The sequence below is a fragment of the Yersinia enterocolitica subsp. enterocolitica genome (genome assembly GCF_901472495.1).
Classification (GTDB): Bacteria; Pseudomonadota; Gammaproteobacteria; order Enterobacterales; family Enterobacteriaceae; genus Yersinia; species Yersinia enterocolitica.
In genome coordinates this window covers 516,176-543,167 of record NZ_LR590469.1, presented here as the reverse complement: position 1 = coordinate 543,167, position 26,992 = coordinate 516,176, and the positions used below count along the sequence as shown (strand labels likewise).

The following is a 26,992-nucleotide window of genomic DNA, read 5'->3' as shown; positions in this document are numbered from 1 at the left end:
TTGTTAATAATTATTATTCTCAAATTATTATTCTCATATGAGAAATGCTTTTCGGTAAGACGTGCCATCAGGAGGAAAAATGATTTCTGGCGCACCATCTCAGGATTCGCTGTTACCGGACAACCGCCACGCGGCTGATTACCAACAATTACGCGAGCGGCTTATACAGGAACTGAATTTAACGCCGCAGCAGTTACATGACGAAAGCAACCTGATCCAGGCCGGCCTGGATTCAATAAGATTGATGAAATGGTTACACTGGTTTCGTAAAAATGGCTACCGCCTTACCCTTCGCGAGCTGTATGCCGCCCCCACGCTGGCGGCATGGAACCAGTTAATGCTCAGCCGGTCGCCGGAGAACGCGGAAGAAGAAACGCTGCCCGACGAATCATCCTGGCCGAACATGACCGAAAGTACCCCCTTCCCATTGACGCCGGTACAGCACGCCTACCTGACGGGCCGCATGCCGGGGCAGACGCTTGGCGGCGTGGGTTGCCACCTGTATCAGGAGTTTGAAGGCCATTGTCTGACGGCGTCGCAACTGGAGCAGGCCATCACGACCTTGCTGCAACGCCACCCAATGCTGCATATCGCCTTTCGCCCCGACGGGCAGCAGGTCTGGCTACCGCAACCTTACTGGAACGGCGTCACCGTTCATGATTTACGCCATAACGACGCTGAAAGCCGCCAGGCCTATCTGGACGCACTGCGCCAGCGCCTCAGCCACCGTCTTTTACGCGTGGAGATCGGCGAAACATTTGATTTTCAGCTGACGCTCTTGCCGGACAATCGCCACCGCCTCCATGTCAATATTGACCTGCTGATTATGGATGCCTCCAGCTTTACGCTTTTCTTCGATGAGCTTAACGCCCTGCTGGCCGGAGAATCGCTGTCGGCTATCGACACCCGCTATGATTTCCGCTCGTATTTGCTGCACCAGCAGAAGATCAATCAACCACTGAGAGACGACGCACGCGCTTACTGGCTGGCGAAAGCATCGACGCTTCCCCCCGCGCCCGTCTTGCCGCTGGTCTGCGAACCCGCCACGCTACGTGAAGTCCGTAATACCCGGCGCCGCATGATTGTCCCAGCAACACGCTGGCACGCCTTTAGCAACCGGGCCGGCGAATATGGCGTGACGCCAACAATGGCGCTGGCGACCTGTTTTTCTGCCGTGCTGGCTCGCTGGGGCGGCCTGACGCGTCTGCTGCTTAACATCACCTTATTCGACCGCCAGCCGCTGCACCCAGCGGTTGGCGCGATGCTTGCCGACTTCACCAATATTCTTCTGCTGGATACCGCCTGCGATGGCGATACCGTCAGCAACCTAGCGCGTAAAAACCAGCTCACGTTTACGGAGGACTGGGAGCATCGCCACTGGTCCGGCGTCGAATTACTCCGTGAACTCAAACGCCAGCAGCGCTACCCCCACGGCGCCCCGGTGGTATTTACCAGCAATCTGGGGCGTTCCCTCTACAGCAGCCGCGCAGAATCGCCGTTGGGCGAGCCGGAATGGGGCATCTCGCAAACGCCGCAGGTCTGGATAGATCATCTGGCGTTCGAGCATCACGGCGAGGTCTGGCTGCAATGGGACAGCAACGACGCGCTGTTCCCTCCGGCGTTAGTCGAAACATTGTTCGACGCCTACTGCCAGTTGATTAACCAACTCTGCGATGACGAAAGCGCCTGGCAAAAGCCGTTCGCAGATATGATGCCCGCCAGCCAGCGCGCGATACGCGAACGGGTCAACGCCACCGGCGCCCCCATTCCCGAAGGCTTGCTGCATGAAGGCATTTTCCGTATCGCTCTGCAACAGCCGCAGGCGCTGGCGGTAACGGACATGCGTTATCAGTGGAATTATCATGAGCTGACAGACTATGCCCGCCGTTGCGCAGGCAGGTTAGTCGAGTGCGGGGTTCAGCCCGGCGATAATGTGGCTATCACGATGTCGAAAGGCGCAGGACAACTTGTTGCGGTTCTGGCCGTCCTGCTGGCCGGGGCAGTTTACGTTCCGGTTTCGTTGGACCAGCCTGCCGCACGGCGCGAGAAAATCTACGCTGACGCCAGCGTCCGGCTGGTGCTCATTTGCCAGCACGACGCCAGCGCCGGGTCAGACGATATTCCCGTCCTTGCCTGGCAGCAGGCCATTGAGGCGGAGCCGATCGTCAACCCGGTGGTACGCGCCCCCACGCAACCGGCCTACATTATCTACACTTCCGGCTCTACCGGCACGCCGAAAGGGGTAGTCATTTCTCACCGGGGAGCGCTCAACACCTGTTGCGATATCAATACCCGCTATCAGGTTGGCCCGCATGACAGGGTGCTGGCCCTCTCCGCCCTGCATTTTGATTTATCGGTTTACGACATTTTTGGCGTACTGCGTGCGGGCGGCGCGCTGGTGATGGTGATGGAAAATCAACGGCGCGATCCTCACGCATGGTGTGAGCTGATCCAGCGCCATCAGGTCACGCTCTGGAACAGCGTCCCGGCGCTGTTCGATATGCTGCTGACCTGGTGTGAAGGTTTCGCCGACGCCACGCCGGAAAACCTGCGCGCAGTGATGCTTTCCGGCGACTGGATCGGACTTGACCTCCCCGCCCGTTATCGGGCCTTCCGGCCACAAGGACAATTTATCGCGATGGGCGGCGCCACCGAGGCGTCTATCTGGTCTAACGCCTGCGAAATTCACGACGTCCCTGCCCACTGGCGTTCCATCCCTTACGGTTTTCCGCTAACCAACCAACGCTACCGGGTGGTGGATGAACGGGGCCGGGACTGCCCTGACTGGGTGTCGGGTGAATTATGGATTGGCGGCATCGGGGTCGCGGAAGGCTATTTCAACGATTCCCTGCGCAGCGAGCAGCAATTTTTGACGCTCTCGGACGAGCGCTGGTATCGCACCGGCGATCTCGGCTGCTACTGGCCAGACGGCACAATCGAGTTCCTCGGTCGTCGCGACAAGCAGGTCAAAGTCAGAGGATATCGCATCGAGCTGGGCGAAATCGAAAGCGCGCTCAGCCAGTTGGCGGGGGTGAAACAAGCAACCGTTCTGGCGATCGGCGAAAAAGAAAAAACGCTGGCGGCATACGTGGTTCCTCAGAGCGAGGCTTTTTGCGTTACCGATCATCGGAACCCGGCATTGCCGAAGGCGTGGCACACGCTTGCGGGAACGTTGCCCTGTTGCGCCATCTCGCCAGAGATCTCCGCAGAACAGGTAGCCGATTTCCTTCAGCATCGCCTGTTAAAACTGAAGCCGGGTCACACCGCTGGCGCCGATCCTATCCCCCTGATGAATTCACTCGCTATCCAGCCGCGCTGGCAGGCCGTGGTGGAACGCTGGTTAGCATTTCTGGTGACGCAACGGCGACTGAAGCCCGCTGCTGAAGGTTATCAGGTCTGCGCTGGTGAAGAACGCGAGGATGAGCACCCGCACTTCAGCGGACATGATTTAACGTTATCGCAAATTCTTCGCGGTGCCCGTAACGAACTGTCGTTACTGAACGACGCGCAGTGGTCGCCGGAAAGCCTGGCCTTTAACCATCCGGCCAGCGCCCCGTATATTCAGGAACTGGCGACAATTTGCCAACAGCTTGCACAGCGCTTACAGCGCCCGGTACGCCTGCTTGAGGTGGGAACCCGCACCGGCCGCGCCGCAGAATCGCTGTTGGCACAGCTCAACGCCGGACAGATTGAGTATGTCGGGCTTGAGCAGAGCCAGGAGATGCTACTGAGCGCCCGGCAGAGGCTCGCCTCCTGGCCTGGTGCCCGTCTGTCCCCCTGGAATGCAGACACGCTGGCGGCGCACGCTCACTCGGGGGACATTATCTGGCTTAATAACGCCCTGCATCGTCTGCTGCCGGAAGATCCCGGGCTCCTTGCGACATTACAACAGCTTGCCGTTCCCGGCGCGCTGCTCTACGTGATGGAGTTTCGCCAGTTAACGCCGTCCGCCCTGCTCAGCACGCTCCTGTTAACCAATGGGCAGCCGGAGGCCTTGCTGCATAACAGCGCCGACTGGGCGGCATTATTTAGCGCGGCCGCCTTCAACTGTCAGCATAGCGATGAGGTCGCGGGGTTACAACGCTTCCTCGTACAATGTCCTGACAGGCAGGTGCGCCGCGATCCCCGTCAACTTCAGGCCGCCCTCGCCGGGCGTCTGCCGGGGTGGATGGTGCCGCAACGGATCGTCTTCCTCGACGCCTTACCGCTGACGGCTAACGGGAAAATTGACTACCAGGCGCTGAAGCGTCGTCATACCCCTAAAGCGGAAAACCAGGCCGAAGCGGATTTACCCCAGGGCGACATTGAAAAACAGGTTGCCGCCCTCTGGCAGCAACTCTTATCGACTGGCAATGTCACCAGAGAAACCGACTTCTTCCAGCAAGGCGGCGATAGCCTGCTGGCGACCCGTCTGACCGGGCAACTTCATCAGGCAGGTTATGAAGCGCAATTAAGCGACCTGTTTAATCATCCCCGGCTGGCGGATTTTGCCGCCACGCTGCGTAAAATCGACGTCCCGGTCGAACAACCATTCGTCCACTCTCCTGAAGAACGCTACCAGCCCTTTGCGCTTACCGACGTGCAGCAGGCTTACCTGGTGGGGCGTCAGCCGGGCTTTACCCTGGGCGGCGTCGGCTCACATTTCTTTGTTGAATTTGAAATTGCCGATCTGGACCTCACCCGGCTGGAGACGGTCTGGAACCGATTAATCGCCCGCCACGATATGCTACGCGCCGTCGTGCTTGATGGACAGCAACAGGTGCTCGAACAGACGCCCCCCCTGGGTGATACCCACACACACCCTTCATACGCCTGAAGAGGCGTTGCGGGTACGCGAAAAACTGGCGCATCAGGTACTCAACCCCGAAGTGTGGCCGGTATTCGATCTCCAGGTCGGATACGTGGACGGGATGCCCGCCCGCCTGTGGCTGTGTCTGGATAACCTGTTGCTTGACGGCCTGAGCATGCAGATCCTGCTGGCGGAGCTGGAGCACGGCTACCGCTACCCGCAACAGCTGCTTCCGCCGCTGCCCGTCACCTTCAGGGATTATCTGCAACAGCCCTCGCTACAGTCGCCCAATCCAGATTCTCTGGCATGGTGGCAGGCGCAGCTTGATGATATTCCTCCGGCGCCAGCGTTGCCGCTGCGCTGCTTGCCTCAGGAGGTTGAAACACCGCGCTTCGCCCGCCTGAACGGCGCGCTGGACAGCACGCGCTGGCATCGGCTGAAAAAACGGGCGGCTGACGCCCATCTCACCCCGTCGGCCGTGCTGTTGTCGGTGTGGTCAACGGTTCTCTCTGCATGGAGTGCGCAGCCTGAGTTCACGCTTAACCTTACGCTTTTCGACAGGCGACCGCTGCACCCGCAAATCAACCAGATTCTGGGCGATTTCACTTCGCTGATGTTGCTGAGCTGGCACCCCGGCGAAAGCTGGCTGCACAGCGCGCAGTCACTACAGCAGCGGCTGAGCCAGAACCTCAACCACCGCGATGTGTCAGCCATCCGCGTGATGCGTCAACTGGCGCAACGGCAAAACGTGCCTGCCGTTCCGATGCCCGTCGTCTTTACCAGCGCGCTGGGCTTTGAGCAGGATAACTTCCTCGCCCGGCGTAATCTGCTCAAGCCGGTCTGGGGCATCTCCCAGACGCCGCAGGTCTGGCTCGATCACCAGGTTTATGAATCCGAAGGCGAACTGCGCTTTAACTGGGATTTTGTCGCCGCGCTGTTTCCTGCCGGGCAGGTGGAGCGCCAGTTTGAACAGTATTGCGCATTGCTAAACCGAATGGCCGAGGATGAAAGCAGCTGGCAACTGCCGCTCGCCGCGCTGGTGCCTCCCGTAAAACACGCAGGGCAATGCGCAGAGCGCCCACCGCGCGTATGCCCTGAGCACTCTCAGCCACACATTGCGGCGGACGAGAGCACCGTCAGCCTGATTTGCGACGCCTTCCGCGAGGTGGTTGGCGAGTCTGTCACACCCGCAGAAAACTTCTTTGAGGCGGGTGCAACATCGCTGAATCTGGTGCAACTGCACGTTTTGTTACAACGTCACGAATTTTCCACCCTGACGTTGCTTGACCTCTTCACCCACCCTTCTCCTGTTGCCCTGGCCGATTATCTGGCCGGCGTCGCCACGGTGGAGAAAACAAAACGTCCTCGCCCTGTTCGCCGTCGTCAGCGGCGGATATAGCGCGAAGCAAACTGATTTTCCCCGGAACGCCATCGCGAACGCATGGCGTTCCATTGACTTTGTGAATCTTAGGAAACGGGACCGATTATGGATAACTTGCGCTTCTCTTCTGCGCCGACAGCAGATTCCATTGATGCATCGATCGCTCAACACTACCCGGACTGCGAACCTGTCGCGGTTATCGGCTACGCCTGCCATTTTCCTGAATCGCCGGATGGCGAAACGTTCTGGCAAAATCTGCTGGAAGGTCGTGAATGCAGCCGACGCTTTACGCGCGAAGAACTTCTGGCCGTCGGTCTGGATGCCGCCATCATTGACGATCCTCATTATGTCAATATCGGTACGGTGTTAGACAACGCCGACTGCTTCGACGCCACCCTGTTTGGCTATTCGCGACAGGAAGCGGAATCGATGGACCCGCAGCAGCGCCTGTTTTTGCAGGCGGTCTGGCATGCGCTGGAACATGCCGGTTATGCCCCCGGCGCCGTCCCCCATAAGACCGGCGTTTTCGCCTCTTCCCGGATGAGTACCTACCCCGGTCGCGAAGCATTGAACGTGACAGAAGTCGCGCAGGTAAAAGGTCTGCAATCTCTGATGGGCAATGATAAAGACTATATTGCCACCCGCGCCGCGTACAAACTCAACCTGCACGGCCCAGCGTTATCGGTACAGACCGCCTGCTCCAGTTCGCTGGTTGCCGTGCATCTGGCCTGTGAAAGCCTGCGCGCAGGCGAATCCGATATGGCGGTTGCCGGCGGCGTGGCGCTCTCTTTCCCCCAGCAGGCGGGCTACCGCTACCAGCCCGGAATGATTTTCTCTCCCGATGGTCACTGTCGTCCTTTTGACGCCTCGGCTGAGGGCACCTGGGCCGGTAACGGTCTCGGCTGCGTGGTACTGCGTCGCCTGAGAGACGCGCTGCTGTCAGGCGATCCGATTATCTCGGTGATCCTCTCCAGCGCGGTCAACAACGACGGCAACAGAAAGGTCGGCTATACCGCCCCTTCCGTCGCAGGGCAACAGGCAGTCATCGAAGAGGCGTTAATGCTGGCGGCCATCGACGACAGGCAGGTAGGTTACATTGAAACCCACGGCACCGGCACACCGCTGGGCGACGCGATTGAAATTGAAGCGTTACGCAACGTCTATGCGCCTCGCCCGCAGGATCAGCGCTGTGCGCTCGGTTCCGTGAAAAGTAATATGGGCCATCTGGATACCGCAGCGGGCATTGCCGGACTGCTGAAAACCGTTCTGGCAGTCAGCCGCGGGCAAATTCCACCCTTACTGAATTTTCATACCCCCAACCCGGCGCTGAAACTTGAAGAGAGTCCCTTTACCATACCGGTGTCGGCGCAGGCGTGGCAGGATGAAATGCGCTATGCGGGCGTCTCCTCCTTTGGTATTGGCGGCACCAACTGCCATATGATCGTCGCCTCGCTGCCCGACGCGCTCAACGCGCGCCTCCCCAATACGGATAGCAGCAGAAAAAGTACCGCGCTGCTGCTCAGCGCCGCCAGCGACAGCGCGTTGCGGCGGCTGGCGACGGATTATGCCGGGGCGCTGAGAGAGAATACGGATGCCAGCGATCTGGCCTTCACGGCCCTGCACGCGCGCCGTCTCGATCTTCCCTTTCGCCTGGCGGCGCCATTAAACCGTGAAACCGCCGCGGCGCTCAGCGACTGGGCCGGTGAGAAATCGGGGGCGCTGGTTTATAGCGGCCACGGCGCCAGCGGCAAGCAGGTGTGGCTGTTTACCGGCCAGGGCTCGCACTGGCGCACTATGGGTCAAACGATGTACCAGCACTCAACGGCGTTTGCCGACATGCTGGATCGCTGTTTTTCCGCCTGTAGCGAAATGCTCACGCCGTCACTGCGCGAAGCGATGTTTAACCCCGATTCGGCGCAGCTGGACAATATGGCCTGGGCGCAGCCGGCGATTGTCGCGTTTGAAATCGCGATGGCGGCGCACTGGCACGCTGAAGGACTGAAGCCAGACTTCGCCATTGGGCATTCCGTCGGTGAATTTGCCGCTGCCGTCGTCTGCGGACACTATACGATTGAACAGGTCATGCCACTGGTTTGTCGACGCGGCGCACTGATGCAGCAGTGCGCAAGCGGCGCAATGGTGGCGGTATTTGCAGACGAAGACACGCTGATGCCGCTGGCTCGCCAGTTTGAGCTGGATCTCGCCGCCAACAACGGTACGCAACATACGGTATTTTCCGGGCCGGAAGCCCGTCTCGCGGTATTTTGCACCACGCTCTCGCAGCATAACATTAACTATCGTCGCCTGAGCGTAACCGGCGCGGCGCACTCCGCTTTACTGGAACCGATACTCGATCGGTTCCAGTACGCCTGCGCGGGGCTGCACGCGGAGCCGGGGCAAATACCGATTATTTCCACGCTCACCGCCGACGTCATTGATGAGTCAACGCTCAACCAGGCGGATTACTGGCGCCGACACATGCGCCAGCCGGTGCGTTTTATCCAGAGTATTCAGATGGCGCATCAGCTCGGCGCCCGCGTTTTTCTGGAGATGGGGCCCGATGCCCAGTTGGTTGCTTCCGGGCAGCGCGAATACCGCGATAACGCATACTGGATAGCCAGCGCCCGGCGTAACAAAGAGGCGAGCGATGTCCTCAATCAGGCCCTGCTCCAGCTTTACGCTGCCGGTGTCGCCTTACCGTGGACCGACCTACTGGCGGGTGATGGACAACGTATCGCTGCGCCATGTTATCCGTTTGATACTGAGCGTTACTGGAAAGAGCGCGTCTCCCCGGCCTGCGAACCTGCCGACGCAGCGCTGTCTGCCGGGCTGGAGGTGGCGAGTCGCGCCGCGACAGCGCTCGATCTCCCCCGTCTGGAAGCGCTTAAACAGTGCGCCACGCGACTGCACGCCATCTACGTCGATCAACTGGTACAACGCTGTACCGGCGATGCCATTGAAAACGGCGTGGACGCCATAACCATCATACGCCGTGGACGTCTGCTGCCCCGCTACCAGCAGCTACTCCAGCGCCTGCTGAATAACTGCGTGGTCGACGGCGATTACCGCTGCACCGACGGGCGATACGTCCGCGCCCACCCCATTGAACATCAACAGCGGGAATCACTGCTGACGGAACTTGCCGGTTATTGTGAAGGTTTTCAGGCTATTCCCGACACCATCGCCCGTGCCGGCGATCGGTTATATGACATGATGAGCGGCGCGGAAGAACCGGTGGCGATTATCTTCCCGCAAAGCGCCTCCGACGGCGTGGAAGTGCTGTATCAGGAATTCAGCTTTGGCCGCTATTTCAACCAAATCGCCGCCGGGGTATTACGCGGCATTGTCCAGACGCGTCAGCCCCGCCAGTCGTTGCGTATTCTTGAAGTTGGCGGCGGAACCGGCGGCACCACCGCGTGGCTGCTGCCGGAACTCAACGGCGTTCCGGCGCTGGAGTACCACTTCACCGATATCTCAGCGCTGTTCACCCGCCGCGCCCAGCAGAAATTCGCCGACTATGATTTTGTGAAGTATAGCGAGCTGGATCTCGAAAAAGAGGCGCAGTCTCAGGGTTTCCAGGCACAGTCTTACGATCTTATCGTGGCGGCGAACGTGATTCACGCCACCCGCCATATTGGCCGCACGCTCGATAATCTGCGCCCCCTGCTCAAGCCGGGCGGGCGCCTGCTGATGCGCGAAATCACCCAGCCAATGCGTCTGTTTGACTTCGTTTTCGGCCCGCTGGTTCTTCCGCTACAGGATCTCGACGCCCGCGAAGGTGAATTATTCCTCACCACCGCTCAGTGGCAGCAACAGTGCCGCCACGCCGGATTCAGCAAAGTGGCATGGCTACCGCAGGATGGCAGCCCAACCGCCGGGATGAGCGAACATATCATTCTCGCCACGCTGCCCGGTCAGGCGGTTAGTGCCGTAACATTCACCGCGCCATCAGAACCCGTGTTGGGGCAGGCGCTGACGGATAACGGTGATTATCTCGCCGACTGGTCTGATTGCGCAGGTCAGCCCGAACGGTTTAACGCCCGCTGGCAGGAGGCCTGGCGTCTGCTCTCACAGCGTCATGGCGACGCTCTGCCTGTGGAACCGCCCCTCGTCGCCGCCCCGGAGTGGCTGGGGGAGGTTCGCTTAAGCTGGCAAAACGAAGCCTTTTCCCGCGGTCAGATGCACGTTGAAGCCCGTCATCCTGATGGCGAGTGGCTGCCGCTATCGCCCGCCGCGCCTCTTCCTGCGCCGCAGACGCATTATCAATGGCGCTGGACGCCCCTCAACGTCGCCAGCGTTGACCATCCGCTTACCTTCAGCGCCGGTACGCTTGCGCGCAGCGACGAGCTGGCGCAATACGGCATCATTCACGATCCGCACGCCTCTTCGCGACTGATGATTGTTGAGGAGAGCGAGGATACGCTGGCCTTAGCGGAGAAAGTGATAGCAGCGCTCATCGCCAGCGCAGCCGGATTGATTGTGGTCACTCGCCGCGCGTGGCGAGTCGAGGAAAATGAGGCACTCTCTGCGTCCCATCACGCGCTATGGGCCTTGCTTCGCGTCGCGGCCAACGAACAGCCGGAACGGTTGATTGCCGCCATCGATCTCGCCGAAAACACCCCGTGGGAAACACTGCATCAAGGGTTGAGCGCAGTCTCACTATCACAGCGCTGGCTCGCCGCGCGGGGTAACACCCTCTGGCTCCCTTCACTGGCGCTCAATACGGGATGCGCCGCTGAATTACCGGCAAACGTGTTTACCGGCGATAACCGCTGGCATCTGGTGACCGGAGCGTTTGGCGGATTAGGCCGCCTTGCCGTGAACTGGCTCAGAGAAAAAGGCGCGCGACGCATCGCCCTGCTGGCGCAGCGCGTGGATGAGTCATGGCTACGCGACGTGGAGGGCGGGCAGACGCGCGTCTGCCGTTGTGATGTGGGCGATGCCGGGCAACTGGCCACGGTTCTTGACGATCTGGCGGCCAACGGCGGCATTGCCGGAGCGATTCATGCCGCTGGCGTATTGGCTGACGCGCCCTTGCAGGAGCTTGATGACCACCAGCTGGCCACCGTTTTTGCGGTAAAAGCGCAGGCGGCAAACCAGCTGTTGCAAACCCTGCGCAACCACGACGGACGCTATCTTATTCTCTACTCTTCCGCTGCCGCCACCCTCGGCGCGCCGGGTCAGAGCGCCCATGCGCTGGCCTGCGGCTACCTGGACGGGCTGGCACAGCAGTTTTCCACCCTTGATGCGCCGAAAACGCTCTCTGTCGCCTGGGGCGCATGGGGAGAAAGCGGTCGGGCGGCCACGCCGGAAATGCTGGCGACGCTCGCCAGCCGTGGTATGGGCGCGTTAAGCGATGCCGAAGGCTGCTGGCACCTGGAACAGGCGGTGATGCGCGGCGCCCCGTGGCGACTGGCGATGCGCGTTTTTACCGACAAAATGCCCCCGTTACAACAGGCTCTGTTTAACATCAGCGCCACAGAAAAAGCCGCAATGCCTGTCATTCCTCCTGCTGATGACAACGCCTTTAACGGCAGCCTGAGCGATGAAACGGCGGTGATAGCATGGCTGAAAAAGCGGATTGCGGTTCAGCTAAGGCTGAGCGATCCGGCGTCACTGCGCCCAAACCAGGATCTGTTGCAACTCGGCATGGACTCGCTGCTCTTCCTTGAACTCAGTAGCGATATTCAGCACTACCTGGGTGTACGCATCAATGCGGAACGGGCGTGGCAGGATCTGTCTCCTCATGGACTCACGCAGCTTATCTGTTCTAAGCCAGAGACGACGCCTGCCGCTTCGCAGCCGGAAGTGTTGCAGCACGACGCCGACAAGCGTTATGCGCCCTTCCCTTTGACGCCCATTCAGCACGCCTACTGGCTGGGGCGAACCCACCTCATTGGCTATGGCGGCGTCGCCTGTCACGTCCTGTTTGAGTGGGATAAACGCCACGATGAGTTCGATCTCGCCATACTGGAGAAAGCATGGAACCAGCTTATCGCACGCCACGATATGTTGCGCATGGTGGTTGATGCCGACGGGCAGCAGCGAGTCCTGGGGACAACGCCGGAGTATCACATCCAGCGTGACGATCTGCGCGCGCTTTCCCCGGAAGAACAACGCATCGCGCTGGAAAAACGGCGGCATGAAATGAGCTATCGCGTTTTGCCTGCCGACCAGTGGCCTCTTTTTGAGCTGGTGGTCAGCGAAATCGACGATTGCCATTACCGCCTGCACATGAACCTCGACCTTTTGCAGTTCGATGTGCAGAGTTTTAAAGTCATGATGGACGATCTGGCGCAGGTCTGGCGCGGTGAAACGCTGGCGCCGCTCGCTATTACCTTCCGTGATTATGTGATGGCTGAACAGGCGCGCCGACAGACATCGGCATGGCACGATGCCTGGGATTACTGGCAGGGAAAACTGCCGCAACTGCCCTTAGCGCCAGAGCTGCCGGTGGTTGAGACGCGCCCGGAAACGCCACACTTCACCACCTTCAAATCGACGATCGGCAAGACAGAATGGCAGGCCGTGAAACAGCGCTGGCAGCAGCAAGGCGTCACACCGTCTGCCGCGCTGCTCACGCTGTTTGCCGCCACCCTTGAGCGCTGGAGCCGCACCACGGCATTTACGCTGAACCTGACGTTCTTCAATCGCCAGCCGATCCATCCGCAAATCAACCAGTTGATTGGTGATTTTACCTCCGTCACGCTGGTTGATTTTAACTTCTCAACGCTGGTGACGTTGCAAGAGCAGATGCAACAGACCCAACAGCGCCTCTGGCAAAACATGGCGCACAGTGAAATGAACGGTGTTGAGGTGATCCGTGAGCTGGGCCGCCTGCGCGGGTCACAACGTCAACCGCTGATGCCGGTGGTGTTTACCAGTATGCTGGGGATGACGCTGGAAGGCATGACTATCGATCAGGCGATGAGCCATCTGTTCGGCGAACCCTGCTATGTATTCACGCAAACGCCGCAGGTCTGGCTGGATCATCAGGTCATGGAGAGCGACGGCGAGTTGATGTTTAGCTGGTACTGCATGGACAACGTGCTGGAACCCGGCGCTGCCGAGGCGATGTTTAATGACTACTGCGCCATCCTGCAAGCCGTCATCGCCGCCCCTGAAAGCCTGAAGACTCTCGCCAGCGGTATCGCCGGGCACATTCCCCGTCGACGCTGGCCGCTGAACGCACAGGCGGACTACGACCTGCGGGATATTGAGCAGGCGACGCTCGAATACCCCGGCATCCGGCAGGCCAGAGCGGAAATAACCGAACAGGGCGCGTTGACGCTGGATATCGTAATGGCCGACGATCCGTCGCCATCAGCGGCGACGCCTGATGAGCACGAACTTACCCAACTGGCGCTGTCGTTGCCTGAGCAGGCGCAGCTTGATGAGCTGGAGGCGACCTGGCGCTGGCTGGAGGCGCGTGCGCTACAGGGGATCGCGGCTACGCTAAATCGTCACGGCCTGTTTACCACGCCGGAGATCGCCCATCGCTTTAGCGCAATAGTACAGGCGCTGTCCGCGCAAGCGTCTCACCAGCGTCTGCTGCGCCAGTGGCTACAGTGTCTGACGGAAAGAGCGTGGTTAATCCGCGAGGGTGAAAGCTGGCGCTGCCGCGTTCCGCTCAGCGAGATTCCTGAGCCTCAGGAAGCGTGCCCGCCAAGCCAATGGAGCCAGGCGCTGGCGCAGTATCTGGAAACCTGCATCGCCCGGCACGACGCCCTCTTCTCCGGGCAGTGTTCACCGCTGGAATTGCTGTTCAACGAGCAGCATCGTGTGACCGACGCGCTGTATCGCGACAACCCCGCCAGCGCCTGTCTGAATCGCTATACCGCGCAGATTGCCGCCTTGTGCGGCGCAGAACGGATTCTGGAGGTCGGCGCCGGAACCGCAGCCACTACCGCGCCGGTGCTGAAGGCCACGCGGAACACGCGGAAGTCGTACCACTTCACGGACGTCTCCGCGCAGTTCCTCAATGACGCCAGAGCCCGTTTCCATGATGAATCGCGGGTGTCTTATGCCTTGTTCGACATCAACCAGCCGCTGGATTTCACCGCCCACCCGGAGGCGGGTTACGACCTGATCGTTGCCGTCAATGTGCTCCACGACGCCAGCCATGTCGTCCAGACGTTGCGCAGATTAAAACTGTTGCTGAAAGCCGGCGGACGTTTGCTGATCGTTGAAGCGACGGAGCGAAACAGCGTATTCCAGCTGGCAAGCGTGGGCTTTATTGAGGGATTAAGCGGATACCGCGATTTCCGCCGCCGGGATGAGAAACCGATGCTCACCCGCTCCGCATGGCAGGAGGTTCTCGTTCAGGCCGGTTTTGCAAACGAGCTGGCGTGGCCCGCGCAGGAATCGTCGCCGCTGCGCCAGCATCTGCTGGTGGCGCATTCGCCTGGCGTAAATCGCCCGGATAAAGAAGCCCTGAGCCGCTATTTACAGCAGCGCTTTGGCACCGGTCTTCCCGTTTTACAGATCCGGCAAAGAGAAGCGTTATTTACGCCGCTGCATGCCCCGTCTGATGCGCTGATTGAGCCAGCCAAACCCACGCCAGTTGCCGGGGGGAATCCGGCGCTGGAAAAACAGGTGGCTGAACTCTGGCAATCGCTGCTGTCTCGCCCCGTGGCAAGGCATCACGACTTTTTCGAACTGGGCGGCGACAGCCTGATGGCGACAAGGATGGTTGCGCAGCTAAACCGGAGAGGGATTGCCAGGGCTAACCTTCAGGATCTGTTCAGCCATTCGACGCTGAGCGACTTCTGCGCCCATCTACAGGCGGCTACATCAGGAGAGGACAACCCGATTCCCCTTTGCCAGGGCGACGGCGACGAAACCCTGTTCGTCTTCCACGCTTCGGACGGCGATATCAGCGCCTGGCTGCCGCTCGCCAGCGCGCTGAACAGGCGTGTTTTCGGCCTGCAAGCAAAATCGCCGCAGCGCTTTGCCACGCTTGACCAGATGATCGATGAGTATGTCGGGTGCATCCGTCGCCAGCAGCCTCACGGCCCTTATGTACTGGCGGGTTGGTCGTATGGCGCGTTTCTCGCGGCGGGCGCCGCACAGCGCCTGTACGCCAAAGGCGAGCAGGTTAGGATCGCGTTAATCGATCCCGTGTGCCGACAGGATTTCTGTTGCGAAAACCGGGCGGCCCTGCTGCGCCTGTTAGCCGAAGGACAAACGCCTCTGGCACTGCCCGAACATTTCGACCAGCAGACGCCCGACAGCCAGCTTGCCGACTTTATCAGCCTCGCTAAAACGGCCGGTATGGTGTCGCAAAACCTGACGCTGCAAGCGGCAGAAACGTGGCTCGACAACATCGCGCATCTGCTGCGTTTACTGACTGAGCATACGCCGGGCGAAAACGTTCCTGTCCCCTGTCTCATGGTGTATGCCGCCGGGAGACCCGCGCGCTGGACGCCAGCAGAAACCGAGTGGCAGGGCTGGATAAACAACGCCGACGACGCTGTGATTGAAGCCAGCCACTGGCAAATCATGATGGAAGCCCCTCACGTTCAGGTTTGTGCGCAACACATTACGCGCTGGCTTTGCGCAACCTCAACGCAACCGGAGAACACGTTATGATGCCGTCCGCCTCCCCAAAACAACGCGTACTGATTGTGGGCGCCAAATTTGGCGAAATGTACCTGAATGCCTTTATGCAGCCCCCGGAGGGGCTGGAACTGGTCGGCCTGCTGGCGCAGGGAAGCGCCCGCTCAAGAGAGCTGGCCCATGCGTTTGGCATTCCGCTGTATACCTCGCCGGAACAGATAACCGGGATGCCGGATATCGCCTGTATTGTCGTGCGTTCGACCGTCGCCGGAGGAGCTGGTACGCAGCTTGCCAGACACTTTCTGGCGCGCGGCGTACACGTTATTCAGGAGCATCCCCTCCACCCGGATGACATCAGTTCCTTACAAACGCTGGCGCAGGAACAGGGCTGCTGCTATTGGATAAACACGTTTTATCCGCATACGCGCGCAGGACGTACATGGCTTCGCGATGCGCAGCAGCTGCGTCGCTGCCTGGCTAAGACGCCGCCGGTAGTCCACGCCACCACCAGCCGACAGTTGCTCTACTCCACGCTGGATTTGTTGTTGCTGGCTCTGGGCGTTGATACCGCCGCCGTGGAGTGCGACGTGGTCGGCAGCTTTAGCGATTTTCACTGCCTGAGACTCTTCTGGCCGGAGGGAGAAGCCTGCCTGCTGCTTCAGCGCTATCTCGATCCTGACGATCCAGATATGCATAGCCTTATCATGCACCGCCTGCTGCTGGGCTGGCCGGAAGGTCATCTTTCGCTGGAGGCGAGCTACGGCCCCGTCATCTGGTCATCCAGCCTGTTTGTCGCAGACCATCAAGAGAACGCCCACAGTCTCTACCGCAGACCGGAGATCCTGCGCGATCCGCCGGGTCTGACGCGCAGCGCGGCGCCTCTGAGCTGGCGTGACTGCTGCGAAACCGTCGGGCCGGAGGGCGTCAGCTGGTTGCTACACCAGTTGCGCAGCCATCTGGCGGGCGAACATCCACCAGTGGCCTGCCAAAACGTACATCAGATCGCGTTATCACGTTTATGGCAGCAGATTTTACGTAAGACCGGCAATGCGGAGATCAGACGCCTGACGCCGCCGCACCACGACCGGTTAGCCGGTTTCTACAACGATGATGATAAGGAGGCGCTGTGACGCAATCTGCAATGTGCATCCCGCTGTGGCCCGCCCGGAACGGCAATACTGCGCATCTGGTCATGTGCCCTTTCGCTGGCGGCAGCAGTAGCGCGTTTCGCCACTGGCGAGACAATCAAATGGCGAACAGCGCGCTTTCTCTGGTGACCTGGCCGGGGCGCGATCGCCTTCGCCATCTGGCGCCGGTCAGAAGCATTACGCAACTGGCGGCACTGCTGGCGAACGAACTGGAAGCGTCCGTATCGCCTGACACGCCGCTTTTACTCGTCGGGCACAGCATGGGGGCGCAGGTGGCGTTTGAAACCTGCCGACTTCTGGAGCAACGGGGGCATGCGCCGCAAGGACTGATTATTTCCGGGTGCCATGCCCCGCATCTGCATTCTGAACGCCAGCTCAGCCATCGCGATGATGCCGACTTTATCGCTGAACTGATAGACATTGGCGGATGTTCTCCTGAACTGCGGGAAAACCAGGAATTAATGTCGCTGTTTCTTCCTCTTCTGCGCGCTGATTTTTACGCCACCGAGAGCTATCACTACGACTCGCCCGACGTCTGTCCGCCGCTGCGCACGCCTGCGCTGTTATTGTGCGGCAGCCACGATCGCGAAGCCTCCTGGCAGCAGGTCGATGCCTGGCGTCAGTGGCTGAGCCACGTTACAGGCCCGGTGGTGATTGACGGCGATCATTTCTATCCCATTCAACAAGCCCGGTCCTTTTTTACGCAGATTGTCCGCCATTTTCCCCACGCATTTTCTGCAATGACCGCGTTGCAAAAACAGCCCAGCACTTCAGAAAGGTGACGCATGAATTCTTCCTTTGAATCTCTGATTGAACAGTATCCCTTAGCCATTGCCGAACAGTTGCGCCACTGGGCGGCCCGTTATGCCTCGCGAATTGCCGTCGTTGATGCAAAGGGGTCGTTAACCTATAGCGCGCTTGATGCACGGGTTGACGAACTTGCCGCAGGTCTGTCATCACTGGGTTTGCGTTCGGGGGAGCATGTAATTGTGCAGCTTCCCAACGGCAACGCGTTTGTTACCCTGCTGTTCGCCTTGTTAAGACTGGGCGTTATCCCCGTGCTGGCGATGCCCTCGCAACGGGCGCTGGATATCGACGCGCTGATTGAGCTGGCGCAACCCGTCGCTTACGTTATTCACGGGGAAAACCACGCAGAGCTGGCCCGACAGATGACGCACAAACACGCCTGCTTGCGTCATGTTCTGGTCGCAGGAGAGACCATGAGCGACGATTTTACGCCGATCTTCTCCCTTCACGGTGAGCGACAGGCATGGCCGCAGCCTGATGTTTCAGCCACCGCGTTGTTGTTGCTCTCAGGCGGCACAACCGGCACGCCCAAACTCATCCCGCGCCGACATGCCGACTATAGCTATAACTTCAGCGCTTCTGCTGAACTGTGCGGCATCAGTCAACAGAGCGTATATCTCGCCGTCCTCCCGGTGGCGCATAACTTTCCGCTGGCCTGCCCCGGCATTCTGGGAACGCTTGCCTGCGGCGGAAAAGTGGTGCTGACCGACAGCGCCAGCTGTGATGAGGTGATGCCTTTAATCGCGCAGGAAGGGGTGACTCACGTCGCCCTGGTTCCGGCGCTGGCGCAATTATGGGTGCAGGCCAGGGAGTGGGAAGACAGCGACCTTTCGTCGCTGCGCGTCATTCAGGCAGGCGGCGCCCGGCTCGACCCGACGCTTGCTGAGCAGGTTATCGCCACCTTTGACTGTACCCTGCAACAGGTCTTCGGTATGGCGGAAGGCCTGCTCTGTTTTACCCGGCTGGACGATCCGCATACCACTATTCTCCACAGCCAGGGGCGACCGTTGTCCCCTCTGGATGAAATCCGCATCGTTGATCAAGACGAGAACGACGTCGAGCCGGGCGAAACCGGGCAATTGTTAACGCGCGGCCCTTATACCATTTCGGGCTATTACCGCGCCCCTGCTCACAACGCGCAGGCCTTTACTGCGCAAGGGTTTTACCGCACAGGCGACAATGTCAGGCTGGATGAGGCGGGGAACCTGCACGTTGAGGGGCGCATAAAAGAGCAGATCAACCGCGCCGGAGAAAAAATAGCCGCTGCTGAAGTGGAATCGGCACTGCTGCGTTTAGCGGAAGTGCAAGATTGCGCGGTGGTCGCCGCGCCGGACACGCTGCTTGGCGAGCGGATTTGCGCGTTTATCATCGCGCAGCAGATGCCAACTGACTATCAGCAGTTGCGTCAACAACTGACCCGTATGGGGCTCAGCGCGTGGAAAATTCCTGACCAAATCGAGTTTCTGGACCACTGGCCGCTCACCGCCGTCGGCAAGATAGACAAAAAACGCCTGACGGCTCTCGCCGTCGACCGTTATCGCCATTCTGCCCAATAAGTGCAAACCGACCCGAAACAGGTTGAAATAAACCCGTTTCGGGTAGCACCACTATTAGAAATAGTTATCATTTTCAATTCACCATTGTCGGTATTTTTGGCGTTTCGCCGTCTTACAGGGACTCACAACAATGAAAATGACACGGCTTTATCCTCTGGCCTTGGGGGGATTATTGCTCCCCGCCATTGCTAATGCCCAGACTTCACAGCAAGACGAAAGCACGCTGGAGGTTACCGCCAGTAAACAATCTTCCCGCTCGGCATCAGCCAACAACGTCTCGTCTACCGTTGTCAGCGCGCCGGAATTAAGCGACGCCGGCGTTACCGCCAGCGACAAACTCCCCAGAGTCTTGCCTGGGCTCAATATTGAAAATAGCGGCAACATGCTTTTTTCGACGATCTCGCTACGCGGCGTCTCTTCGGCGCAGGACTTCTATAACCCCGCCGTCACCCTGTATGTCGATGGCGTCCCTCAGCTTTCCACCAACACCATCCAGGCGCTTACCGATGTGCAAAGCGTGGAGTTGCTGCGTGGCCCACAGGGAACGTTATATGGCAAAAGCGCTCAGGGCGGGATCATCAACATCGTCACCCAGCAGCCGGACAGCACGCCGCGCGGCTATATTGAAGGCGGCGTCAGTAGCCGCGACAGTTATCGAAGTAAGTTCAACCTGAGCGGCCCCATTCAGGATGGCCTGCTGTACGGCAGCGTCACCCTGTTACGCCAGGTTGATGACGGCGACATGATTAACCCCGCGACGGGAAGCGATGATTTAGGCGGCACCCGCGCCAGCATAGGGAATGTGAAACTGCGTCTGGCGCCGGACGATCAGCCCTGGGAAATGGGCTTTGCCGCCTCACGCGAATGTACCCGCGCCACCCAGGACGCCTATGTGGGATGGAATGATATTAAGGGCCGTAAGCTCTCACTTAGCGATGGTTCACCAGACCCGTACATGCGGCGCTGCACTGACAGCCAGACCCTGAGTGGGAAATACACCACCGATGACTGGGTTTTCAACCTGATCAGCGCCTGGCAGCAGCAGCATTATTCGCGCACCTTCCCTTCCGGTTCGTTAATCGTCAATATGCCTCAGCGCTGGAATCAGGATGTGCAGGAGCTGCGCGCCGCAACCCTGGGCGATGCGCGTACCGTTGATATGGTGTTTGGGCTGTACCGGCAGAACACCCGCGAGAAGTTAAATTCAGCCTACAACATGCCGACAATGCCTTATTTAAGCAGTACCGGCTATACCACCGCTGAAACGCTGGCCGCATACAGTGACCTGACCTGGCATTTAACCGATCGTTTTGATATCGGCGGCGGCGTGCGCTTCTCGCATGATAAATCCAGTACACAATATCACGGCAGCATGCTCGGCAACCCGTTTGGCGACCAGGGTAAGAGCAATGACGATCAGGTGCTCGGGCAGCTATCCGCAGGCTATATGCTGACCGACGACTGGAGAGTGTATACCCGTATAGCTCAGGGATATAAACCTTCCGGGTACAACATCGTGCCTACTGCGGGTCTTGATGCTAAACCGTTCGTCGCCGAGAAATCCATCAACTATGAACTTGGCACCCGCTACGAAACCGCTGACGTCACGCTGCAAGCCGCGACGTTTTATACCCACACCAAAGACATGCAGCTTTACTCTGGCCCGGTCGAGATGCAGACATTAAGCAATGCGGGTAAAGCCGACGCCACCGGCGTTGAGCTTGAAGCGAAATGGCGGTTTGCGCCAGGCTGGTCATGGGATATCAATGGCAACGTGATCCGTTCCGAATTCACCAATGACAGTGAGTTGTATCACGGCAACCGGGTGCCGTTCGTACCACGTTATGGCGCGGGAAGCAGCGTGAACGGTGTGATTGATACGCGCTATGGCGCACTGATGCCCCGACTGGCGGTTAATCTGGTCGGGCCGCATTATTTCGATGGCGACAACCAGTTGCGGCAAGGCACCTATGCCACTCTGGACAGCAGCCTGGGCTGGCAGGCGACTGAACGGATAAACATTTCCGTCCATGTCGATAACCTGTTCGACCGTCGTTACCGTACCTATGGCTACATGAACGGCAGCAGCGCCGTCGCGCAGGTCAATATGGGTCGCACCGTCGGTATCAATACGCGAATTGATTTCTTCTGATTATTGTAAAAGGGATACCGAAAAGGTATCCCTTTTACACCACTAGTTAAAACCAGTAACTCAGCAGAGTCGCAAAAAATATTAATTCATAGTGATTATTTAAACAATGAAATTGCGATTAGGACAAATAGATTTAACTTTCTCGTTCCTTTCACTCCTTATACTAAAGAAATAATCATATCAAAATAAAAACTCACAACAGTGCAACATTTAAAATACAAGCAACAAACAATCCTATATACAAGGCACATCTCCAGAATATAAAAACACAGACAAACAACCTAAAAAAACAATAAAATCACATATAAAAAAACAAACAACCCGAATTAATGAAACCTTTACAATTACACACCCTCAACTCAAAACAATTTCGAAAATTCAAAGATTTCATCGGAAAAAACAGTCATCAACACGTCTATTTTTTTGAAATTCTGCAGAGTGAAACTGATATAAAGCATTTATCATATTAACATCTCAATAAGTGCAAACTTAAAAATCAAAAGTTAGGGTTCAGTAAAACTAATTCGCCACAAAAAATCTATGGTCACCCCCGTTTTTGCAACACCGATTTTGATTTATGATGGGCTTGCTTAAATCTATTCGGCGTCTGGTGGACAAAAATGTCCGCGCCATGATGAGTTCCGCACCTGATGAACCTTAAAAAACCCGTCGGCTTCAAAGAGCCATTTTTTGTGTCAGGTTCATCATCAGGCCGCTGTGCCGTTCATGTCATCAATAATCAGTCGTCGCAAAACCAGAAAGTCACTTGGTAACTCATTGAGCTGACAGTAGATTTACTGTTGGCTCTTTTATTTACTGAAGACGGTTCCTTGTGTGGTGACTACCCAGGCTATTCGCGCCAGTTTGTTCGCTAATGCGCAGGCCACCACATTCGAGTGATGTCGTGTCAGTTGCCCATTAACCCACTCCGCCAGTCGTCCTGACTGATACTCCAGCCGTTGCATATAGACCCGCGCGCACTGCACCAGTAGCCGTCTCAGATTTTTATCCCCCCGCTTGCTGATGCCCATCAGGGTACTTTTCCCGCCGGTACTGTATTGGCGGGGTACTAATCCCGTTGACGCAGCAAAATCCCGGCTGCTGAGGTAGTTTTTCCCATCTCCCAGTTTGGTGGCGAGCAAACTGGCAGTGATTGTCCCGATACCGGGAATGGTGAGCAGGCGTTGTGCTGTTTCATCATCGGCCAGATGGTTTTTTAACTCTCTTTCGATTTCTTCGATCTGTTCACAGAGATAGCCATAATGCTGATGAAGTCGGGTGAGCAGTCGCACCAAATAAGGCGGTAGCTCGTGCTCCTCAGGCACAGTCGCCAGTCGTTTTATCACCGCAATACCGCGTGGCATGCTTATGCCAAACTCAAGTAAAAAAGCATGCATTTGGTTGGTGGCTTTGACCCGCTCCCTCACCAGTGCATCGCGGACACGATGCAGAGCCGACATGGCCTGCTGGTCTTCGGTTCTGGGTGTCACAAAGTGCATGGAGGGACGGGAAGTGGCTTCGCATATGGCCTCAGCGTCGATGAAATCATTTTTATTACTTTTAACAAAGGGTCGGACAAACTGCGGAGAAATGAGTTTGACCTGATGCCCTAACTGGCTGATATGACGGGCCATAAAATGCGCCCCGGCACAGGACTCCATCGCGACAATGCAAGGCGGGCAGGTGGCGAGAAACTGGGTGAGTTGAATGCGGGAAAACCTCTTGCGTAATAATGTGTTGCCGTGTTTTTCCTGGCAATGAATATGGAATGAATTCTTACCAAGGTCGATGCCGATGAGCGTAACGTTTTGCATGATGATCCCTCCAAAAAGAAAACCCTGTCAGCTTACCGCTCACAGGGTGGGGGTGACCATCTCATTAACCACCCCATACATATAAATTATTTTATAGGTAAAATAGATTATATATTTTCATAGCTACCACAAACTATACTAGCCTGAACTATATTTATTCTGCTGCAATCAATGCATACATAACACAAATATCACTCAGGTACACTACTCAAACCACGTCGCGATTTTTCCTCAAGTTATAATCATTACCCCGAAAATCATTCGGCATTTACTCATTAAATAGTCACCCCATAGCCCTGTACAATGTTCACTCAGAAATATACATCCTTTTCTCTGTCAGAAACCCTCTGATTAATCATAAATAAATACTTGTGACACCAATCTTTTTCCTTAACGGAGCGAATAGTTGTGTAGAAGGAGATAATATTATGTCAAAAAAATATCAGCCATTGCTTATGACTCATTATATGTCAACATGGGTCACTATAACGGAAGCAGTTGAGATTGACCTGCTCCCCGTTGATTAGTACACCCCGATATTAGTAATGTTGTAACGGTCAACTAAAACCGGACACGGATTTAGGCACATTGTTGTAATCGGCGTTCATATTCATCCGGCGATATATTTCCCAGCCGATAATGCCGCCTTTTCAGATTATAAAAGCTGTCGATATAATCGATAACATCAGCGATACCCTGACTTCGGGTTTCATAACGACGATAGTTAACCCTCTCTGCTTTCAGGCTGCGGAAAAACCTTTCCGTAACAGCATTATCCAGGCAGTTACCTTTTCGACTCATACTACCTGTAACATCCAGTTCTTGCTGGCAGGACTGGAACTGCGCGCTGGTATATTGCGCCCCTTGATCGCTATGGAACACCACTGACCCTGTGGGTCGGCGTTTATTTACGGCCAGCCTTAAGGCCCGGACAGTCAAGTCGCTGTCCGGTTTGTCTGAGAAGGCCCAACTCACTATTTTTCTTGAACATAAGTCCATCACGATAGCCAGATATAACCAGCCCTGAGCGGTACGCAGATAGGTAATATCACCTGACCACCAGGTATTCAATGTCTCTGGATTAAACTGCCGGTTCAACAGATTAGCGGCCACGACAGCGGGTTTTCCACCGCCTGGATAGCGATGACGCCCAGGTCGTTTAGCTACCAGTAATAAGTTTTTCATTATCTGCCGAACGCGGTATCTGCCCACGTTAAAACCTTGCTCCCGTAACTCGATGCACATGCGCCGGCTGCCATATGTGGCATCCATTTCAGCGTGAACATGCTTAGCCGCCGCGTGCAACATCAGAACATCGGGCTTGATCATTAGCCGACGACTACGGGCATAAAACACGCTGCGCGTGAGCGACAAGCAGCGGCATACCTGTTGGATATTTGCACCAGCCTTCTTCAGTTTTACCGCGACTTTTTGTCGTTGTTCATTTCCATGGCGAAGAAGGCCGAAGCCTTTTTTAACAGGTCATTGTCGCTCTGTAACTGCCGCACCTGCTTTTCAAGTTCTTGTATTCGGCGTTGTTCCGGTGTTATAGCACTGGCTATCGGTGTATTTCCGCGGCTCTCTCCGCGATACTGCCGTAGCCAGCGTTGTAAGGTTGAAAGGCCAATATTCATTGTTTCAGCAGCCTGAGTCACCGGGTACTTATGTTGAAGAACCAGGTTGACGCACTCTTGTTTAAACTCATGAGTAAATGATTTTTTTCGCATTCTCACCTCGTTAGTGTTGCTCATTATATCTCTAACAAAATGTCCGGAATGATTAGACCATTACAATCTGACCTGGTCGATGGATTTCGTCATGGACGCATTGGCCACCGGTCGCAGGATCAAGTGCCTTACCTGCGTGGACGACTTCACGAAGGAATGCCTGACGGTCACTGTTGCCTTTGGGATTTCAGGCGTGCAGGTCACGCGTATTTTGGACAGCATTGCGCTGTTTCGCGGCTATCCGGCGACGATAAGAACTGATCAGGGCCCGGAATTTACCTGCCGCGCGCTTGATCAATGGGCCTTTGAGCATGGCGTGGAGCTGCGGCTTATCCAGCCTGGCAAGCCGACACAGAACGGATTTATTGAGAGTTTTAACGGACGCTTTCGCGATGAATGCCTGAATGAACACTGGTTCAGTGACGTCAGTCATGCCAGGAAAACCATCAGTGAATGGCGTCAGGATTATAACGAGTGTCGCCCGCACTCCGCGCTGAATTATCAGACGCCGTCTGAATTTGCGGCGGCCTGGAGAAAGGGTAATTCTGAGAGTGAAGGATCCGACATTACTAACTGAGCGTTGTATCTAACCCTGGGGGCAGGTCAGTAGATGTTTGTCCCAACAAGTTTAGAGATGATATAAATGACAATTAACAAAATCGAAAACACTGTTAACTCAAGTCTTTGGGCTGCTTATGGGGATGCTCTGGGGTTCATATCTGAACTGGCAGACCGCAGTTTGCTGGTAAAAAGAACAGGTCAAGACCATTTATCTGGCTTAGTTGAATGGAGAAGACAAGTTGGCGGAGTGTATGGACCTTTAATATCAATACCTTGTGGCGCTTATTCAGATGATACCCAACTTCGGTTATCGACGTCGCGAGCAATTAATCATAATAATTATTTTGACGTAAATGCATTTTCAAAAGTAGAGCTCCCTATTTGGTCTTCTTATGCTTTAGGGGCCGGTATATCTTCAAAGCTGGCAGCTGAATCTCTTGGAAAAAAAACTGTCACTTGGTATAACAATTTTTATCAGTCAAAGAAAACAAATTATGTATACTCTGGAGGTAATGGTGCAGCAATGCGAATCCAGCCTCATGTTTGGGCAAGTCGAACACCAGAAAGAGTAGAATCATTCCTTCTTGATATAATCAAAAACTCGCTTACAACACATGGGCATCCCAGAGCTATTGCTGGAGCTGTTTTTCATGCTTTATGTTTAAGTCATATTTTGACAAATACAGAGATACCATCAATTTCAGATGTTCGGCTTTTACTTAAATGGATAAATGAAATTCCGAAAAAAATATATAGTGACATAAACCTTAATACTGCCTGGGTTCCATTTTTCGAATCCCAAACATCAACAAACCTTGAAGAAGCATATGATGAAGTATACCAAGAATTAGTAAACCTTCTTGATGTTGTCGAACAGTGGAAAACGGCAGAAAACCCATCATATAGCTCTTTAGTAAAAGTTCTTAACTTAAAAGATAAAAAAACAAGAGGAAGTGGCACATTAACTGCAATTGCAGCACTGGCTGCATCATACTTAAAGCCGAATAATTTATCTTCATTAATGCTTGATATTGCTAATGAACTTGGTACAGATACCGACTCAATTGCCACTATGGTTGGTGCGTTAAGAGGATACATTGAAGGAACACGACCACCTCAAGAATTACAGGATCAATCATACTTAATTTATGATGCAGAGAGATTATATGCTCTTTCTCAAGGCAATGAGTGTAATAGTTTTGCATTCCCCGATACATCGGAATGGAATGCTCCTACTTCTTCATTAGATTTTGTTGGTATACAGGATGGAAAAATTGTGTTTCCACCTTTTGGTGAAATAAAGCCAATATCAGAAGAATTCAGAAGTAATAGCACGGATACTTACCAATACTTTTATCAATGGATGATATCTGAGTTTAATCAATCATTTTTGCTTAAACGTCGTAATACCTCAACTTTAAAACAATTTAAGTCAAAACCCCACGCTACTGAAAAATAAAAGATTTGATTCTTCTTCCCCAAAACAACAGCAGATTGAA

At 56.0% G+C, this 26,992-nt stretch carries 9 protein-coding genes and 3 pseudogenes; 9 read left to right on the top strand and 3 right to left on the bottom strand.

The genetic code is table 11. From position 1 onward, the window contains the following. Window positions 1–79 precede the first annotated feature (79 nt). From irp2 to fyuA, 6 genes and pseudogenes are all read left to right on the top strand, one after another. Window positions 80–6,188: pseudogene (irp2, locus tag FGL26_RS02505) on the top strand (yersiniabactin non-ribosomal peptide synthetase HMWP2). Between the two features lie 87 nt (window positions 6,189–6,275). Beyond that, the gene (gene irp1 / locus FGL26_RS02500) at window positions 6,276–15,761 is read left to right on the top strand and encodes a yersiniabactin polyketide synthase HMWP1 (protein ID WP_138060214.1); all 9,486 of its coding nucleotides are present in this window, start codon (window positions 6,276–6,278) and stop codon (window positions 15,759–15,761) included. Then, complete coding sequence (gene ybtU, locus FGL26_RS02495; RefSeq protein WP_005168671.1) at window positions 15,758–16,858, top strand: yersiniabactin biosynthesis oxidoreductase YbtU; 1,101 nt, start codon at window positions 15,758–15,760, stop codon at window positions 16,856–16,858. The genes irp1 and ybtU overlap by 4 nt, the downstream gene beginning before the upstream one ends. After that, on the top strand, window positions 16,855–17,658 hold the full coding sequence (ybtT, locus tag FGL26_RS02490) for a yersiniabactin biosynthesis thioesterase YbtT (protein ID WP_005168669.1): 804 nt from the start codon (window positions 16,855–16,857) through the stop codon (window positions 17,656–17,658). Before ybtU ends, ybtT begins: the two co-directional genes overlap by 4 nt. Window positions 17,659–17,661: 3 nt before the next feature. Next, entirely contained in the window at window positions 17,662–19,239 is a 1,578-nt protein-coding gene (gene ybtE, locus FGL26_RS02485) for a yersiniabactin biosynthesis salycil-AMP ligase YbtE (protein ID WP_005168666.1), read from the top strand. 130 nt (window positions 19,240–19,369) lie between these two features. Beyond that, a complete protein-coding gene (fyuA, locus tag FGL26_RS02480; RefSeq protein WP_138060213.1) occupies window positions 19,370–21,391 on the top strand; it encodes a siderophore yersiniabactin receptor FyuA in 2,022 nt (673 codons plus the stop codon). Window positions 21,392–22,200: 809 nt separating this feature from the next. Here the strand turns inward: fyuA and FGL26_RS02475 are convergent. Continuing rightward, window positions 22,201–23,205, bottom strand: coding sequence for an IS110-like element IS1328 family transposase (locus FGL26_RS02475; RefSeq protein WP_005168659.1), 1,005 nt, complete (start codon window positions 23,203–23,205; stop codon window positions 22,201–22,203). Window positions 23,206–23,576: 371 nt separating this feature from the next. On the opposite strand from FGL26_RS02475, the pseudogene FGL26_RS21605 reads away from it, so the two are divergent. Further along, a pseudogene (locus tag FGL26_RS21605) lies at window positions 23,577–23,711 on the top strand (hypothetical protein); the annotation flags it as partial. A 73-nt stretch (window positions 23,712–23,784) separates the two neighbouring features. Here FGL26_RS21605 and FGL26_RS02470 read toward each other — a convergent pair. Then, window positions 23,785–24,621 (bottom strand): IS3 family transposase, encoded by an 837-nt coding sequence (locus FGL26_RS02470; RefSeq protein WP_032902664.1) that lies wholly within the window; start codon window positions 24,619–24,621, stop codon window positions 23,785–23,787. Between the two features lie 2 nt (window positions 24,622–24,623). Next, the gene (locus FGL26_RS02465) at window positions 24,624–24,932 is read right to left on the bottom strand and encodes a transposase (protein WP_005166743.1); all 309 of its coding nucleotides are present in this window, start codon (window positions 24,930–24,932) and stop codon (window positions 24,624–24,626) included. A 64-nt stretch (window positions 24,933–24,996) separates the two neighbouring features. Between FGL26_RS02465 and FGL26_RS02460 the strand changes: the two are divergent. Both FGL26_RS02460 and FGL26_RS02455 read left to right on the top strand, forming a co-directional pair. Further along, window positions 24,997–25,509, top strand: a pseudogene (locus FGL26_RS02460) (IS3-like element ISYen3 family transposase); the annotation flags it as partial. 66 nt (window positions 25,510–25,575) lie between these two features. Continuing rightward, complete coding sequence (locus FGL26_RS02455) at window positions 25,576–26,952, top strand: ADP-ribosylglycohydrolase family protein (RefSeq protein WP_005168652.1); 1,377 nt, start codon at window positions 25,576–25,578, stop codon at window positions 26,950–26,952. The last annotated feature ends 40 nt before the right edge of the window (window positions 26,953–26,992 follow it).

Coding starts and splice junctions, on each gene's coding strand:
- ybtU (WP_005168671.1), top strand. CDS start 15,758: ATGATGCCGTCCGCCTCCCCAAAACAACGCGTACTGATTGTGGGCGCC.
- ybtE (WP_005168666.1), top strand. CDS start 17,662: ATGAATTCTTCCTTTGAATCTCTGATTGAACAGTATCCCTTAGCCATT.
- FGL26_RS02465 (WP_005166743.1), bottom strand. CDS start 24,932: ATGCGAAAAAAATCATTTACTCATGAGTTTAAACAAGAGTGCGTCAAC.
- FGL26_RS02475 (WP_005168659.1), bottom strand. CDS start 23,205: ATGCAAAACGTTACGCTCATCGGCATCGACCTTGGTAAGAATTCATTC.
- fyuA (WP_138060213.1), top strand. CDS start 19,370: ATGAAAATGACACGGCTTTATCCTCTGGCCTTGGGGGGATTATTGCTC.
- FGL26_RS02455 (WP_005168652.1), top strand. CDS start 25,576: ATGACAATTAACAAAATCGAAAACACTGTTAACTCAAGTCTTTGGGCT.
- irp1 (WP_138060214.1), top strand. CDS start 6,276: ATGGATAACTTGCGCTTCTCTTCTGCGCCGACAGCAGATTCCATTGAT.